General features: G+C 61.9%; 19 protein-coding genes, 1 tRNA gene and 1 pseudogene. 12 read left to right on the top strand and 9 right to left on the bottom strand.

Annotated features, from left to right (window positions below; translation table 11 throughout):
* The first annotated feature begins 120 nt into the window (after positions 1 to 120).
* The 4 genes from ACXAHG_RS03760 (at position 121) to ACXAHG_RS03745 (ending at position 2,350) form a co-directional block, all read left to right on the top strand.
* A complete protein-coding gene (locus ACXAHG_RS03760; RefSeq protein ID WP_475042542.1) occupies positions 121 to 591 on the top strand; it encodes an Lrp/AsnC family transcriptional regulator in 471 nt (156 codons plus the stop codon).
* Positions 592 to 657: 66 nt separating this feature from the next.
* Complete coding sequence (locus ACXAHG_RS03755) at positions 658 to 1,251, top strand: tetratricopeptide repeat protein (RefSeq protein ID WP_475055950.1); 594 nt, start codon at positions 658 to 660, stop codon at positions 1,249 to 1,251.
* Positions 1,252 to 1,357: 106 nt separating this feature from the next.
* Positions 1,358 to 1,443: transfer RNA gene (locus ACXAHG_RS03750), tRNA-Leu, on the top strand.
* A 157-nt stretch (positions 1,444 to 1,600) separates the two neighbouring features.
* Positions 1,601 to 2,350, top strand: coding sequence for a helix-turn-helix domain-containing protein (locus ACXAHG_RS03745; RefSeq protein ID WP_475055949.1), 750 nt, complete (start codon positions 1,601 to 1,603; stop codon positions 2,348 to 2,350).
* Here the strand turns inward: ACXAHG_RS03745 and ACXAHG_RS03740 are convergent.
* The 6 genes from ACXAHG_RS03740 to ACXAHG_RS03715 all read right to left on the bottom strand — a co-directional run bounded on the left by ACXAHG_RS03740 (position 2,327) and on the right by ACXAHG_RS03715 (position 6,611).
* Entirely contained in the window at positions 2,327 to 3,013 is a 687-nt protein-coding gene (locus tag ACXAHG_RS03740) for a hypothetical protein (RefSeq protein WP_475042598.1), read from the bottom strand. The two genes, ACXAHG_RS03745 and ACXAHG_RS03740, sit on opposite strands and share 24 nt — an antisense overlap.
* Before the next feature lie 238 nt (positions 3,014 to 3,251).
* Positions 3,252 to 3,716, bottom strand: a complete 465-nt coding sequence (gene queF / locus ACXAHG_RS03735; protein ID WP_475042599.1) for a preQ(1) synthase — start codon at positions 3,714 to 3,716, stop codon at positions 3,252 to 3,254.
* Between the two features lie 16 nt (positions 3,717 to 3,732).
* Positions 3,733 to 4,440, bottom strand: coding sequence for a 7-carboxy-7-deazaguanine synthase QueE (queE, locus tag ACXAHG_RS03730; protein ID WP_475055947.1), 708 nt, complete (start codon positions 4,438 to 4,440; stop codon positions 3,733 to 3,735).
* Entirely contained in the window at positions 4,437 to 4,790 is a 354-nt protein-coding gene (gene queD, locus ACXAHG_RS03725) for a 6-carboxytetrahydropterin synthase QueD (RefSeq protein ID WP_475042601.1), read from the bottom strand. Before queD ends, queE begins: the two co-directional genes overlap by 4 nt.
* Entirely contained in the window at positions 4,790 to 5,491 is a 702-nt protein-coding gene (gene queC / locus ACXAHG_RS03720; protein WP_475042602.1) for a 7-cyano-7-deazaguanine synthase QueC, read from the bottom strand. Before queC ends, queD begins: the two co-directional genes overlap by 1 nt.
* Positions 5,492 to 5,720: 229 nt before the next feature.
* Entirely contained in the window at positions 5,721 to 6,611 is an 891-nt protein-coding gene (locus tag ACXAHG_RS03715; RefSeq protein ID WP_475055946.1) for a LysR family transcriptional regulator, read from the bottom strand.
* A 112-nt stretch (positions 6,612 to 6,723) separates the two neighbouring features.
* Here ACXAHG_RS03715 and ACXAHG_RS03710 point away from each other — a divergent pair, with 112 nt between their 5' ends.
* The 4 genes from ACXAHG_RS03710 (at position 6,724) to ACXAHG_RS03695 (ending at position 9,291) form a co-directional block, all read left to right on the top strand.
* Complete coding sequence (locus ACXAHG_RS03710; RefSeq protein WP_475042605.1) at positions 6,724 to 7,482, top strand: class II aldolase and adducin N-terminal domain-containing protein; 759 nt, start codon at positions 6,724 to 6,726, stop codon at positions 7,480 to 7,482.
* 106 nt (positions 7,483 to 7,588) lie between these two features.
* Positions 7,589 to 8,617, top strand: coding sequence for a fatty acid desaturase (locus tag ACXAHG_RS03705; RefSeq protein ID WP_475055944.1), 1,029 nt, complete (start codon positions 7,589 to 7,591; stop codon positions 8,615 to 8,617).
* A 25-nt stretch (positions 8,618 to 8,642) separates the two neighbouring features.
* Positions 8,643 to 8,954: a non-heme iron oxygenase ferredoxin subunit gene (locus tag ACXAHG_RS03700; protein ID WP_475055943.1), complete on the top strand. Its 312-nt coding sequence runs from the start codon at positions 8,643 to 8,645 to the stop codon at positions 8,952 to 8,954.
* Between the two features lie 148 nt (positions 8,955 to 9,102).
* Entirely contained in the window at positions 9,103 to 9,291 is a 189-nt protein-coding gene (locus ACXAHG_RS03695; protein ID WP_475055942.1) for a hypothetical protein, read from the top strand.
* Positions 9,292 to 9,301: 10 nt separating this feature from the next.
* Here the strand turns inward: ACXAHG_RS03695 and ACXAHG_RS03690 are convergent, their stop codons facing one another.
* Positions 9,302 to 10,060, bottom strand: coding sequence for an alpha/beta fold hydrolase (locus ACXAHG_RS03690; RefSeq protein ID WP_475055940.1), 759 nt, complete (start codon positions 10,058 to 10,060; stop codon positions 9,302 to 9,304).
* Between the two features lie 98 nt (positions 10,061 to 10,158).
* Between ACXAHG_RS03690 and ACXAHG_RS03685 the strand changes: the two genes are divergently transcribed.
* The 4 genes from ACXAHG_RS03685 (at position 10,159) to ACXAHG_RS03670 (ending at position 12,306) form a co-directional block, all read left to right on the top strand.
* Positions 10,159 to 10,524: a hypothetical protein gene (locus ACXAHG_RS03685; RefSeq protein WP_475055939.1), complete on the top strand. Its 366-nt coding sequence runs from the start codon at positions 10,159 to 10,161 to the stop codon at positions 10,522 to 10,524.
* A 66-nt stretch (positions 10,525 to 10,590) separates the two neighbouring features.
* Positions 10,591 to 11,187 carry a TetR/AcrR family transcriptional regulator gene (locus ACXAHG_RS03680; protein WP_475055938.1) on the top strand — a complete coding sequence of 199 codons (597 nt, stop codon included), beginning with the start codon at positions 10,591 to 10,593 and terminating at the stop codon, positions 11,185 to 11,187.
* 94 nt (positions 11,188 to 11,281) lie between these two features.
* Complete coding sequence (locus tag ACXAHG_RS03675; protein WP_475055936.1) at positions 11,282 to 11,959, top strand: PspA/IM30 family protein; 678 nt, start codon at positions 11,282 to 11,284, stop codon at positions 11,957 to 11,959.
* Between the two features lie 59 nt (positions 11,960 to 12,018).
* Positions 12,019 to 12,306: a YiaA/YiaB family inner membrane protein gene (locus tag ACXAHG_RS03670; protein ID WP_475042620.1), complete on the top strand. Its 288-nt coding sequence runs from the start codon at positions 12,019 to 12,021 to the stop codon at positions 12,304 to 12,306.
* A gap of 34 nt (positions 12,307 to 12,340) precedes the next feature.
* Here ACXAHG_RS03670 and ACXAHG_RS03665 read toward each other — a convergent pair whose 3' ends face one another.
* Together ACXAHG_RS03665 and glyA are read right to left on the bottom strand one after the other, a co-directional pair.
* A complete protein-coding gene (locus ACXAHG_RS03665) occupies positions 12,341 to 13,216 on the bottom strand; it encodes a DUF817 domain-containing protein (RefSeq protein WP_475055935.1) in 876 nt (291 codons plus the stop codon).
* Positions 13,217 to 13,518: 302 nt separating this feature from the next.
* Positions 13,519 to 13,896: pseudogene (glyA, locus tag ACXAHG_RS03660) on the bottom strand (serine hydroxymethyltransferase); the annotation flags it as partial.

Genomic DNA, 13,896 nt, shown 5'->3' with positions numbered 1-13,896 from the left:
AACTCCACAGAATGCGTGCAGGGCTTTTGTTAAGAATACACCCTTTCATTCGGGACATTCGCCCGAAAATATGAGATATGCAGTTTGAACCTAGAAAAATTACAAGAAATGGCAGTCCATATGAGCTTTTCCGGTATCGACAGTTTCGACCGTGCGATTCTGAATGTCCTGGCGGAGGACGGACGGATCTCCTTTGCGGATCTGGCCCGCAGGATCGGCCTGTCCAAAACCCCGACCCAAACCAGGGTCAGACGGCTGGAGGCTGAAGGTATTATTACCGGCTACCGCGCCTTGGTGGACCCGATCCGGCTGGGGCTGGATCACGTGGCCTTTGTCGAGGTGAAGCTGGACGATACCCGGGAAGCCGCTCTGGCCAAGTTCAACGCGGCGGTCGCCAAGCTGCCGGAGATTGAGCAGGCGCATATGATGGCTTCGCACTTCGACTACCTGCTCAAGGTGCGGACCCGCTCTATGACCGATTACCGCGCCGTGCTGGGAGAGAAGATTTCCTCTCTACCGCATGTGGCGTCCACCTCCACCTATGTGGCGATGGAAGCTGTGAAGGAAGACGGGGCGCTGGCCCCGCTGTAGCTGCCGCCGGGCAACTGCACGGCCAGTTGACTTGATCCAGCCAGCAAATCTGCCAGCATAGGAGGCATGGTTTATGTCCTGCCCCGTGCCCCGCACCGCCTTGGCCTTTGCCTGACCTTTGCCCTCCCGGTTTCCGCCTTGGCCGCCGGCTGCCCTGCCGCCCCGGATCACAGCGCGCCGCTGGAGGGGCTGCTGGCTGACGTTCAGGCGGCCGAAACAGAGGCCCAGGCGCGCGATATATCAAGCCGGATGTGGGAATATTGGGCCGATGCGCCGGATGAACTGGCTCAGGAAATCCTGAACCGCGGCATGACCCGGCGGTCGGCCTTTGATTTTCTGGGGGCGCTGGAAGACTTTAACCAACTGATCGCCTACTGCCCGGACTATGCCGAAGGATACAATCAGCGCGCCTTTGTGCATTACCTGACCCGGGATTTTGCGGCGGCGCTAAAGGATCTCGACCGGGCACTGGAACTGTCGCCGCGCCATATTGCGGCGATGAGCGGCCGGGCACTGTCGCTCTACGGGCTGTCCCGGATCGAGGAGGCACGCACCGCCCTTGCCGAAGCGTTGGCTCTGAATCCCTGGCTGCCGGAACGTCATCTGGCGGCGCCGGGCGGCCCTCTGTCGCCAAAAGCGGGCGGCGGCACAGAGTTGTAGTGCTGCCCGGTGTTCGGGAAAATTCCTGGCCGGCGCCAATTACCGATTGTCCGCCAGAAAACAGAACGCTAGACCTGCGGCTAGGCATCCTGTGGCGATGCAAGGTGCCCGCGTGGTGGAATGGTAGACACCGGAGACTTAAAATCTCCTGGCCGTATGGCCGTGCCGGTTCGAGTCCGGCCGCGGGCACCAGTTGTTTCGGAAAGACCTGTTTGCCTGCTGAAAGGCTGGCCCGCCCAAGGTTTCGGAGCGGGGGCGGCAGCGTGCCGGGTTTTTGCCGAAAACCGTTTTGATCACGCAAAGATTGCATTGCTGTAACGTTGCTTTTGTGCAAATAGTTTCGCGGAATGTGAAAGATTTTGCACATATGGCGCTGATTCACGACAAAATCTCGGTTCTTCTGGCGGATATGAACCTGTCCAACCGGCAGGCCGCGCTGAAATGCGGGATCCCTTACGGAACCTTCAACAACGCGTTGAAAAACGAACGCGAAATCGGTTGGAGCACATTGGATGCTCTGGCCCGTGGGCTGGGGGTGTCGTTTCAGTATTTTGCGTCGGACACGGCAGGGCTGGAGTTGCTCGAAGACCGCCGCGCAGATGCGGAAGAGCGCAAGGCGTTTGAGATCCTCAATGCCCGGATGCAGGCGGCGGCCCGTACCCGCCAGTACCGCGGCTGTGATGTGTCGCTGCAGGATTTCCTGGATTGGTGGTTTGCCAACAGCGGCCGCCTGGAAGGGTTCGACCGCTTGCAGCATCAGGTGGATATGTTCAATCCCCCGGATCCGGAACAGAACCGCATCCAGCCAATCCGTTCCGGCCCGGCCAGCCTGGCCTCTGTCTGTTTCGAAGTGTCCAGCAGCGATCAGCTTCGGGACACGCTGAACGGATTCAGCAACCGGATTAACACAGATCTGGTTATGGCGCATAGCGAGGCGATCAATCGGGGCGAACCAGTGATCACCCACCCGTCTCTTGATGTGAAGCTGCTGAACGGCCGCCGTTTTACCCGTCAGTACCGGCGGGTTCTGGCACCGGTTTACCTGCCGGATGGCAAGCTGCTTGTGGTGAACTTTTCACAAGACATCAAATTTGGCTAAGTCGCTGCGCAGCATGTGCTCCATCTCCAGCCGGGAGGAGCCGACAAACCATTCCGTGCTGCTGCGCACCTCCGGCTCCGGGTCGCGCCATTTCTGCGCCCGCGGGATGGCCCGGCTGAAGCCATAGACCAGATCCAGCCGCGCCTGCATGTGGCGGTCGGGGATAAAGGCATAGATCCAGTCCACGTCCCATTTCTGGATCGCCAGGATCTGGAAAATCCGCATGAAGGGCTCCAGCCGTTCTGCCCGCCGGCCGCGGTGGCCGGGCAGGAAATTCAACTCTCCGATATAGGCCAGCCGCCCGCTAACCTCCCGCGCCAGCGGTTCCGCAACGCTTTCCACTCCGCCGCCGGCATCATTGGGGAATTGGTGGCGCGACGTGCGCAGCAGGTAATCGGCCAGGGTTTCGCGGCCCAGATCCTGCAGCATGGAGGCTGCGCCGCCGATGTAGGTGCCGCCGTCCCGCAGGAACAGCCAAAAGGCTGAGTTCCTGGTGTGGTCGGCTCGCTCGATTGCAAACCCAGGCATCTGAAATTGCCGCCCCGTCGTGGCCGCCGTTTCGGGCACTTTCTCAAAATCCGTGAACATCTCGACTTGCAAACCTGCCTGCGAAAGCGCCTGCAGATAGCCCGACAGCGTTTTCCCCAAATCCAGTGAATTCATGTAGCTCCCCCCGTCGCATAGTTTACATCCCGGGATATCCCGGATTGCCAGCTGACGCCGCCACAGAGTGCAGATTGTCTAAAATCTTAACTACTTTTGCGATAAATTGTTTGAATTTTGAGTTGGTGCCCCTGCTGTGCCATTCGTGCGTGCGGCTGCGGGGGCTATCTGATTTCAAACGAAAAAGCCTGGCAGATGCGCTGCCAGGCTTTGAAGCTTTTGGGGGCTCTGGGTTGTGTCAGCCGCGGCCGCGGTAGGGGGGTACGCCCTGGTCCGGGATCCAGACGCCCTCGGGCATCGGGCCGGTTTGCCAGAACACATCAATCGGAATACCGCCGCGCGGGTACCAGTAGCCGCCGATCCGCAGCCATTGCGGCTCCAGGAAATCCGCCAGGCGGCGGGCGATGGAGATCGTGCAATCCTCGTGGAATGCACCGTGGTTGCGGAAGGAGGTGAGGAACAGTTTCAGCGACTTGCTTTCCACCAGCCATTCGCCCGGCACATAGTCGATCACCAGATGCGCAAAATCCGGCTGTCCGGTCATCGGGCACAGCGAGGTGAACTCGGGCGCGGTGAAACGCACATTATAGGCCACGTCGGCTTGCGGGTTCTGCACCCGCTCCAGTTCCGCCTGTTCCGGGCTTTGCGGTACGATGGTATCGCCGCCCAGCTGCTTCAGGTTGCTGTAGATGCTGTCAGACATGTCAGGGTTCCTATTTTCAGACGCCGCGCTTGTTGCCCCAGACCAGCACGTGCAGCTGCGGCAGGACGCGGGGGGTAAACCAGCCGTCGCCGGTTACTTTTTCGATGAGCCACAGCAGCCGGTCGGTGGCCTGCTGCAGGTCGACGGGCAAATCGGGGTCGACCTCAGGGTTGCCTGGCTGCAGGTACAGCGGCAGCTCCGGGTGGCGTTCGGCAGCGGCCTTGGCCCAGGCGTAATCCTTGTCATCGAAGATCACGATCTTCATCACCGCCTGGCCGCAGCCCTGGGCTGCCTCCAGGCATTGGTCGAAAGCCTTCCAATCCACCGTCTCGCCGCTGGAGGGCGGCTTGGGGCTCAGCACCAGCGTGTCGAGATCCGCAAACCAGGGCTTGCTGACCGAACCTTGTGTCTCGCAGGCAAAGCGGTAGCCCTCGGCCTTGCCGTAGGCGATCACCGGCGCGAAATCCTGGATTGCCGGGTTGCCGCCGGAGATCGACACCGTAAGCGGCTTGCCACCGGACAGGCGGCGCACCTCGCTCATGACCTCTTCGGGCGCCATCACCGCCCAATCGTGGCGGTAGGCACTGTCGACCGCATGCAGGCTGTCGCACCAGCTGCAGCGGTAGTCGCAGCCGCCTGCGCGCACAAAGACCGTTGGCTCCCCGATCAGGGCGCCTTCGCCCTGGATTGTGGGGCCGAAGATTTCCGCGATGCGCAGGGTCACGGCCGGTACTCCGCCCAGGTTTTGGGCGTTTCCGAGACCTTCACGGCGGCGACTTCCGGCCAGCGCGCATGACACCAGTTATAGAAATGCTTGGCCATGTTTTCCGCCGTCGAATGCCCCTCCAGCACGTGATTCAGGTGCCGGTGGTCAAAACTGTCGTCGATATAGTCCTTCAGCGGCTTCAGCTCGTGGTAGTCGCGCACGAAACCGTCCGCGTTCAGCTCCTTCGCCGCCAGCTCCACCACCACCACATAATTGTGGCCGTGCAGCCGGGCGCATTGATGATCGGGCGGCAGGTGCGTCAGCTGATGCGAGGCGGAGAAATGGAACTCCTTGGTGATCCGGAACATCAGGCGCCATCCTTGCCTGCAATCGCCGCCTTCCAGAAATCCGGGTCGGCATAAACTGTCGGATCCTCGACACCTGCCAGATGGAAGGCCTCGCGCCGCTCCACACAGGTGCCGCAGCGGCCGCAGTGCGCATCACCGCCTTTGTAGCAGGACCAAGTTTCTGCAAAGGGGGTGTTGTGCTTGGCGCCGGCGGTGACGATGTCGCCCTTGGTACGGTGCACAAAGGGGGTGTAAAGCCGCACGTCCGCATAGCCGTCCAGCGCTGCCCGCTGCATGGCGTCAAACGCTTCGGTGAAGGCCGGGCGGCAGTCGGGATAGATGAAATGGTCGCCGCCATGCACCGCCGTTGCCACCGCTTCGTCGCCGTTTGCTGCGGCAATGCCATAAGCGATGGTGAGCATGATGGCATTGCGGTTCGGCACCACGGTGACCTTCATGGTCTCTTCCTCGTAATGGCCGTCCGGCACGTCAATGTCATCGGTCAGGGCCGAGCCCGTGAGTGCTGCGCCAATGCCGCGCATGTCGATGATGTCATGCGGCACGCCCAGCCGTTCGGCGGCGGCGGCAGCATAGTCGAGCTCTTTCTTGTGGCGCTGGCCGTAATCGAAAGAGACAAGACGGGTCAGCTGATGCTCCTCAGCGACCATATGGGCAAGCGAAACGGAATCCAGTCCGCCGGAGCAGATAACGATAGTCTTCATGTTTGAACCCTTGTTTTGGTGACCGGGTAGGCTGCGACCGGTGGCGCGCATATAGCCGCGGAAGGCTTAACGCGCAAGAGGCGGGCGGATAGCGCACATTTGCAGGTGATGTTTGGAAAAGTTGAAAATGCCTTAAGCGGCGGGCCAAAGGCCCGGCCCGCGCCCGACCCTCCCCACGGGAGGGCGCTTCGCACCCGCCCAGGGTCGGGCGCGACCCTGATGTTCTGCTTCACACTGGCGGCAGCTCACCTTCCAGCCACTCCAGAAATGCCCGCGACGCTGGCGTGCTCGCATGGCTGGGCGGGGGCAGAAGGAAGTAGTTCTCCAGCAATTCGGCCGAGTGTTCGCTGGCTTTCACAAGTTGCCCGCTCTCGAGCAGCCCGCCCGCCAGTGTGTCATGCGACATGGAAATGCCGGCGCCATTCACCGCCGCGGTCATGGCAATCACGTAAGTTGAGGCCAGCTGGATCTCGTGATTGCGTTCAAAGGGCTGTTCCTGTGACTTGAACCATGCGCCCCAAGATCCTGTAACGCCAGCACAATCCAGCAAGTGCGCGGTGCCGAAGTCCACTGTGCCCCCTTGATAGCCAGGCGCGCAGACCGGGTAGAACCGGTCGCGGGTCAGCCGGATCGCCGCTGCCGACATATCGTTGGGGCGACCGAAACGGATTTCAGTCCCGGCCGAGCTGGCATGGCGCTCCGGGTCCCAGATCGGGGTCACGATGTTCAGCACCAGCCAGGGGAACCTCTCGTACAGACGGGGCAGGCGCGGCGACAGCCAGAACACCGAGAACGCCATGTTGCACTGCAAGACCAGATGCCGCCCCTGATCGCCGCCGGTAAAGGCCTGGGTGCCGGCCGCAATCAGGTCAAAGGCCTCGCGCACGATGGGCATATAGTTGGCGCCGGCCTCCGACAGCTCCAGCGCGCGGGTTTTGCGGATGAACAGTTCCCGGCCGAGGAAGTTCTCGAGGCTCCTCACATGCTGGCTGATCGCCGATTGCGTCAGGTTCAGCTCGCCGGCGGCGCGGGTGAAGGAGAGGTGCCGCGCACTGGCCTCAAAGGCGCGCAGCCAGGTGAGCGGCGGCAAGGAAGAGGAGGGGGACCGGGAAGAAGACATGGACGCATGACCTATGCATTAGTTCAATTAATGCATTACGCGTGAATCAATCGTTTGTCAGCAGCGTTTGCGGCTGGCACCAATAGCGCAGCAACTTTTGGGAGGCGCCAGAATGAACAAGCAAGCGGACCTGAGCCCGAACCTCACCCATTGGCAGGAGCGCGTCGACATGGCCGCGGTCTTCCGTTGGACCGAACGGCTGAACATGCATGAGGCGGTGGCGAACCACTTCAGCCTGGCCGTGAACGAGGATGGCAGCCAATTCCTGATGAACCCGAACCAGGTGCATTTCAGCCGCGTCAAAGCCTCTGACCTCTTGTTCCTGGACGCCAATGACCCCAAGACCATGGACCGCCCTGACGCGCCGGACCCGACCGCCTGGGGCCTGCACGGCTCGATCCACCGGCTGTGCCCGCATGCGCGCTGCGTGATGCATGTGCATTCGATCCACGCCACCGTGCTGGCCTGCCTTGCCGACAGCACCCTGCCGCCGATCGACCAGAACACCGCCACCTTCTACAACCGCTATGTGGTCGATAGTGAATTCGGCGGGCTTGCGTTTGAAAGCGAAGGCGAGCGCTGCGCCTCGATGCTGACCGACCCCAAGGTCAAGGTGATGATCATGGGCAACCACGGGGTGCTGGTGATCGGCGACACCGTCGCGGACACGTTCAACCGCCTCTACTATTTCGAACGCGCCGCTGAGACCTATATCCGGGCGCTGCAAACCGGCCAGAAACTGCGGGTGCTGAGCGACGCGGTCGCCGAGAAAACCGCGCAGGAGCTGGAGGATTACCCGGATCAGGCGGAGCGCCACCTGGCTGAGCTGAAGGCTATCCTGGACGACGAAGGCTCCAACTACGCCAGCTAAAACAGGCACACCATGCAGGCGATGAAGCCACGGGCAGTTGCGACAGCTGCCCGGCGGTTTGCTGCATCCAATCGAAACACCTCTTCAGCCATCCAGAAGGTTCCAGATGCCTGATTACGTTCCTACAAATGCCGCGTCCTCTGGCGTGAAGCTCGACAAGAAGACGTTGAAATCCATTGCTGCCCGCAGCGACAGGCCCGGTTTGATCTATACCGCGCAGTGGATCGCCTTTCTGGCCGCCACCGGCACGCTGGTCTGGGCCACGCTTGGCACAATCTGGATGTGGCCCGCGATGCTGCTGCACGGCATCTTCCTGACCGTTCCCGCCTATTCTTTCAGCCATGAAACCGCCCATGGCACCGCCTTCCGCAGCCGCTGGCTGAACGAGGCGGTGCTGTGGATCACATCGCTCCTCTACATGGAGGAGCCGCTGCATCGCCGCTACACCCACACCAACCACCACACCCACACCTGGTGGGTGGGCAAGGACAGCCAGATGCCATTCGACACGCCGATGGGCTTTGGCGGTTGGCTGGCCGAGATCACCGGCTTTGCGCTGTTGCGCTTTCACATGCAGGTCTTTGTGCATCTGGCGGTGGGCCACTACACCGGCACCATGAAGATGGTCACGCCTGAAGGCGAGTTTGCCAAGATGACGCGCAACGCGCGTATCATGCTGGCCATCTATGCGCTGATTGCTGCCGCTCCCTTCTTTGGCATCTGGTGGCCTGTCTGGCTGATCGTCATCCCGCGGGTTCTGGGCGCGCCTGTCATGCTGCTGTTCACCCTGATCCAGCATGTGGAATTGCAGGAAAACTCGCCCTCGATCCTGGAAAGCACCCGTTCTTTCCGCAGCAACTGGTTGGCTGAGTTCCTTTACATGAAGATGAACAATCACGTTGAACACCACCTCTACCCGCAGGTGCCTTTCCACGCGCTGCCGAAACTGGCCGAGGCGGTGCAGGACCAGCTGCCGGAACCGGACCCGGGGTTCTTCAAGACCAACCTCGAAGTGATGTCTGTGGTGCTGCGCCGCTCGCTGGGCCGCCCGACCAGGGCCGCGACCATCCGCCAGGCGCCGCATATGATCACCGACGGCGGCCCGGTAAGGCGCGTCGCGCAGCGGACCATGTGAATATCAGAGTTTCAGGAGCTAGAAAATGAGCCAATGGATTGACGCCTGCGCCACCGGTGACATCGACGAGGAGGATCTGATCTCCTGGGAACACGAGGGCAAGTCCTACGCGATCTACAACACCGAAAAGGGATTCTTTGCCTCTGACCTGATGTGCACCCATGAGGAGCAGAGCCTGGAGGACGGTCTGGTGATCGACTGTGTCATCGAATGCCCGCTGCACGGCGGCCGCTTTGACATCTGCACCGGCAAGGCGCTGTCAGCGCCGGTGCATGAAGACCTCAAAACATACCCGGTGAAAGTCGAAGGCGGCCGGGTTTTTGTGCAAATCGGCTGACCAGTTCCTCCTCCTCAGGTCAGTTGCTGGCGGCCTTTTGGGGCCGCCTATTTTGATCGGTGCACCATCTGATCCTGATCAAGGCGGCAGCCATTCACTCGCCCTATGCAAGTACGCAAAGAGACTCGGCAGCTATAGGAGAGACCCCATGTTGCGCCTTGCATCCATTCTTTACTCGCTGATCGGCAGCAGCCTGGCGGGCGTTGGCGTCATCGTGGTTCTGGTCGCAGGCATGAGCACGGTTCCGGCCATTCTGGGCTCCGCCGCCACTGGTGCAGTTCTGGGGATGCCGGTTGCCTGGCTGGTGGCCAAGCAGCTGTATGCCCGCGGCGCCTGACGTCTGACCGTCAAGCGTTCAGGAACACTCGCGCAGCAGCCTCGAACTCCCGCGGCTTCTCGGCGTGCAGCCAATGGCCGGCGCCGGGCAGCTTGGCAAAACGGGCGGCAGGGAAGCGGGCGCGGATTACGCCGCGGTGTTCCGGCAGTACATAGTCGGACTCGGACCCCGACAGGAACAGCGCTGGCCCGGCCCAGGAGGCATCCGTCTCAGGGAAGGCAACAATTCCGGGCATTTGATCTTCCAGAGTGTCCAGGTTCAGCCGCCAGCGCTTGTTCGGGATATCCAGCGATTGGGTGAAAAAGCTTTGCAGGGCCGGTTCGACCCCCGCTTCAGCCAGCTGAGCGGCCGCTTCGGGGCGGCGTTCCACTGTCTCCAGATCCACCGTGCGCATGGCGTGGATGTATTGCGCCTGCGTGTGGCTGTAGGAAACTGGCGCGATGTCGGCAACCACAAGCCGGCGCACGGCTCCGGGGTAGTTCAGCGCCAGCATCATCGCTGCCTTGCCGCCCATGGAATGGCCGATCACATCCATCTGCCCGCCATGCGCGGCGATCACCTCCGCCAGATCCTCTGCCAGTTCCGAATAGCTGTGGCTGTCCGTCCAGGGGCTGTGGCCATGGTTGCGCATGTCCGCCGCGACCACCAGCCGCTCGTCCGACAGGCGCTTGGCAATGACTCCCCAATTGCGGGCAGAGCCATACAGCCCATGGGCAATTAGAAGCGGCGGTTTTCCGGAGGCAGAGCCATGAGTGATCGTGTTCAGCATGAGACCTAGATAGCTGCCTAGGCGAAGGCTTGCCACCCCCATTGAGGCAGGCCCGGCAGCAGGCTAGGGTGGTACGGCAGCAAAGGGAGAGTGCCAGAATGGCCGCCAGCCTCGACCAGGACATCGAAGACATCCGCGCGCTCTTGAAAGAACGCGAGCACGCAGGCGGAGATCTTGCTGCCGCGCTGAAGCGCACCCGCCGCCGCATTCCCCGCCGGGTGTACCGGCAGGGTATGAAGCTTGCAGATGCGCTGCCGCTGCTGGACCACCCCAAGCTGCGGCTCACCATCGACGAAAAAATGCTGCGCAGCGCTGCGCGCGAGGTGAAGTCGCATCTTGAGAGGATCGATCTGGCGGACCGCCGCAAGGGATTCTGGCTGGGCGTGCTCGGCAGTATGGCGTTTTCCATTCTCTGCGTGCTGGCCCTGTTGATTGCGGTGCTGCGATGGCGCGGCCTGATCTGATTTCCCGCTTTACGCTGCCGCCGCTGCCAGTATTTTGAACGCGGTTCAAGCAGAGGGCGGCACGGCATGGCTGGCAAGGTAGAGGCGCGCAAGGCTGCGCTGCGGCAGAAATTGGTGGAAGCGGCAGAGATCCGCATCGCACGCGACGGGGCAGGGGCGCTGCGTGCCCGCGACTTGGCGCAGGATGCCGGCTGCGCGCTGGGGGCAATCTATAACGCCTATGATGATCTGACTGCCATCATCATGGCAGTAAACGGGCGCACCTTCCAGAAACTCGGCGCCACGGTGGCTGCGTCAGTCGAAGGGGCAGACGCCGAGACTCCCACCCGCCACCTGATCTTGATGAGCAACGCCTATCTGCATTTCGCAGTGGAAAACACCAATCTGTGGCGGGCGATGTTCGATCTTCGTCTGACGGCAGAAGACGCGGTGCCGGATTGGTACTTGACCGCACTGGACGGCCTGTTTGCTAATATCGCCCGGCCCGTTGCCGAACTGTTCCCGGATAAGGACGCAGGCGAAGCGGCGCTGATGGTGCGGGCGCTGTTCTCTGCTGTCCACGGCATTGTGCTTTTAGGGCTGGAGCAGCGCATCTCTGGCGTGCCGCCGGAGCGTATTGAGCAGATGATCGCCCAGGTGCTGGAGCAAATCGGCGGGAAGTGATTTTTTGAACGCTGTTCAAGAAAGAACTTGAACGACGTTCAGGGTGTTGCTACATGAGTCTTCATGAACAATGTTCATGATTGCGGAGGAAATGATGTTCAACACTCTGAAGACCCTGATCACCGGCGCCAGTGCCCGTGCGGAAGAGCAGCTGCGCGAGGCCTATTCGATCGAGCTGATCACCCAGAAAATCCGCGAGGCTGAGGGCAACTTGAAGGCGGCCAAGCTGACACTTGCCAGCCTGATCCAGCGCCAGCGGGCAGAGCAGCGCCAGATAGGCACGCTGGAGGAGCGCGTCCGCGACCTGATGGCCCGGGCGGGCGAGGCGCTGGAGGCTGGGCGCGAGGATCTGGCCCAAAGCGCCGCCCAGGTGGTGTCGGAAATGGAGAACGAGCTGGTGGTTCGCCGCCAGACTCTGGACCGGCTCGACACCCGTATCCTCCAGTTGCGCCAGTCGGTGGAGACCGCCAGCCGCCGTATCACCGATTTGAAGCAGGGCGCCATTGCTGCCCGGGCCACCCGGCGCGAGCAAGATATTCAGCGCCGCCTGCGCCGCCATACCGGCGGCAGCAGCCCGGCAGAGGAGGCCGAAGCGCTGATCCATGATGTGCTGCAGCGCGACGACCCCTTCGAGCAGGGCGAGATCCTGCGCGAGATCGACGGCAAACTGAACAACTCCACGATTGCCGACGAGCTGGCTGACGCCGGCTTTGGTCCCCGCAGCCGCAGCACCGCCGCGGAAGTGCTGAGCCGTCTTCAACCCAAGAACTGAACTGTCCGTTAGTTCCTGCCAAGCCTTTCTGACACAATTCTATTTACCGGAGAAAACAAATGTACACCGACAACACTGACAACAAACTGATTATCCTGCTGAACTCTGCCGGCGTTGCTATTGCCTATGCCATGCTGGGGATTTCCCTGTGGCTCTCGACCGATGTGCCGCTGGCGACCAAGGGCTACTGGGGGATGGCGGTTCTGCTGCTGACGCTGAGCCTGATCAACGTGGTCAAATACCGCTTCGACCACCGCTCCAGCGAGGACCGCATCCGCAAGATTGAGGACGCGCGCAATGAAAAACTGCTGGAAGATGCGCTGATGGATACGAAGAAGGACTTCTGAGTGCTGCCAGCCCGCTGGATCCGTGCGCCCGCCGTTACCGGCGGGCGTTTGCCAATTGCCGGACGGGAACGGCGGCCGGCGATAGCGCATCCCGGAACACCAGCGTCACGGTGACAAAACTGACGTAAAGCAGCAGATACCAGGATCCCATTTTTGCCAGGCTCACCATCTCGCCGCTGGCCTGGCCACTGTAGATCCAGGTCTTAGTACTGGTGCCGACATTCTCGGCCAGCCACAAAAAGAAACTGGACAGGAACGCCGCCAATGGCAGCGGCATCCAGTAGCACCTGGCACCAATACGGAACCAGATCCGGGTGCGGGCAAACAGCAGCAGCGTAGCTGCAAACAAGCCCATTCGGACATCGGGCAAATAGTGATGGGCATAGAAATTGCCGTAAATCGCGGCGGCCAGAAAAACGGTGGTCCAGAACGGTGGGTAGGGCGCAAAGCTCATGTCAAACAGCCGGATCGCCCGCGCCATGTAGGAGCCGACGGCCGCATACATAAAGCCGGAAAACAGCGGGACGTCATAAAGCTTGATAATGCCTTGGCCGGGGTAGCTCCAGCTGCCCGCCTGCACCTTGAATACCTCCATCGCGGTGCCCGTGAGGTGAAACAGCAGGATCACCCGAACCTCACGCCAGCTTTCCATACCGGTGGCGAGCAGCAGCGCCTGCAGCGCCAGCGCATAGATCAGCAGCGCGTCATAGCGCGCCAGGCGCCAGCCGGGTTGCCAGATCCCGGTGGTTACGATCAGGCCTGCCAGCAGCAGGATGCCGAAAATGGCCGCCCAGCCTTGTTTTAGGGTGAACATGATGAATTCGCTGAGCGCCAGCGGCAGGCGCGCGCGCATCCAGTCGCCAAGGCGGCGTTCGAGAAGCCGGGTGCGGTTGGGATAGATCTTGTTCATGACCTGCTTAGATCAAACGCGGGACAGGCTGTACAAGGCAATTCGCCCGCCTGCTGCTCCCGCCCCTTCTGCGGCCCGCCTGCGGCCGTCCGCAAAGCCTTGGGCATGGCACCGCGCCTGGCGGCGGGGTGCGGGCAGCGCCCCGCAGGGGCGCTGCCGGGCCCAAGGCCCTTGCCGGGGCAGCTGGGCGGCCCGCAAGGGCAGCCGGGATGCTCCGGCGGGGCGCGGGAGAGCCGCCGTGGTAATGCAAAACCGCCGCGGCTGGGGGCCGCGGCGGTTTCTTTTTCAACCCTGGGAGAGGCTTAGAGGTTCGGATACAGCGGGAACTTGGCGCAAAGGTCCGCGACCTTGGCGCGCACCGAGGCCTCCACATCCGCATTGCCCTCTTCACCGTTGGCCGCCAGCCCGTCGATCACCTCGATGATCAGGTCGGCGATCTGGCGGAACTCCGCCTCGCCGAAGCCGCGGGTGGTGCCTGCGGGCGTGCCCAGGCGCAGGCCGGAGGTCACGGTGGGCTTTTCCGGGTCAAACGGGATGCCGTTCTTGTTGGTGGTGATATGGGCACGCCCCAGCGCCTTGTCGGCGATGTTGCCGGTGACGCCCTTGGGACGCAGGTCCACGAGCATCACATGGGTGTCGGTGCCGCCGGTCACGATGTCCAGCCCGCCCTGGATCAGCTG

This window comes from Leisingera sp. ABD4_442 (assembly GCF_056160905.1).
This window is presented reverse-complemented; position numbering and strand designations above follow the sequence as displayed.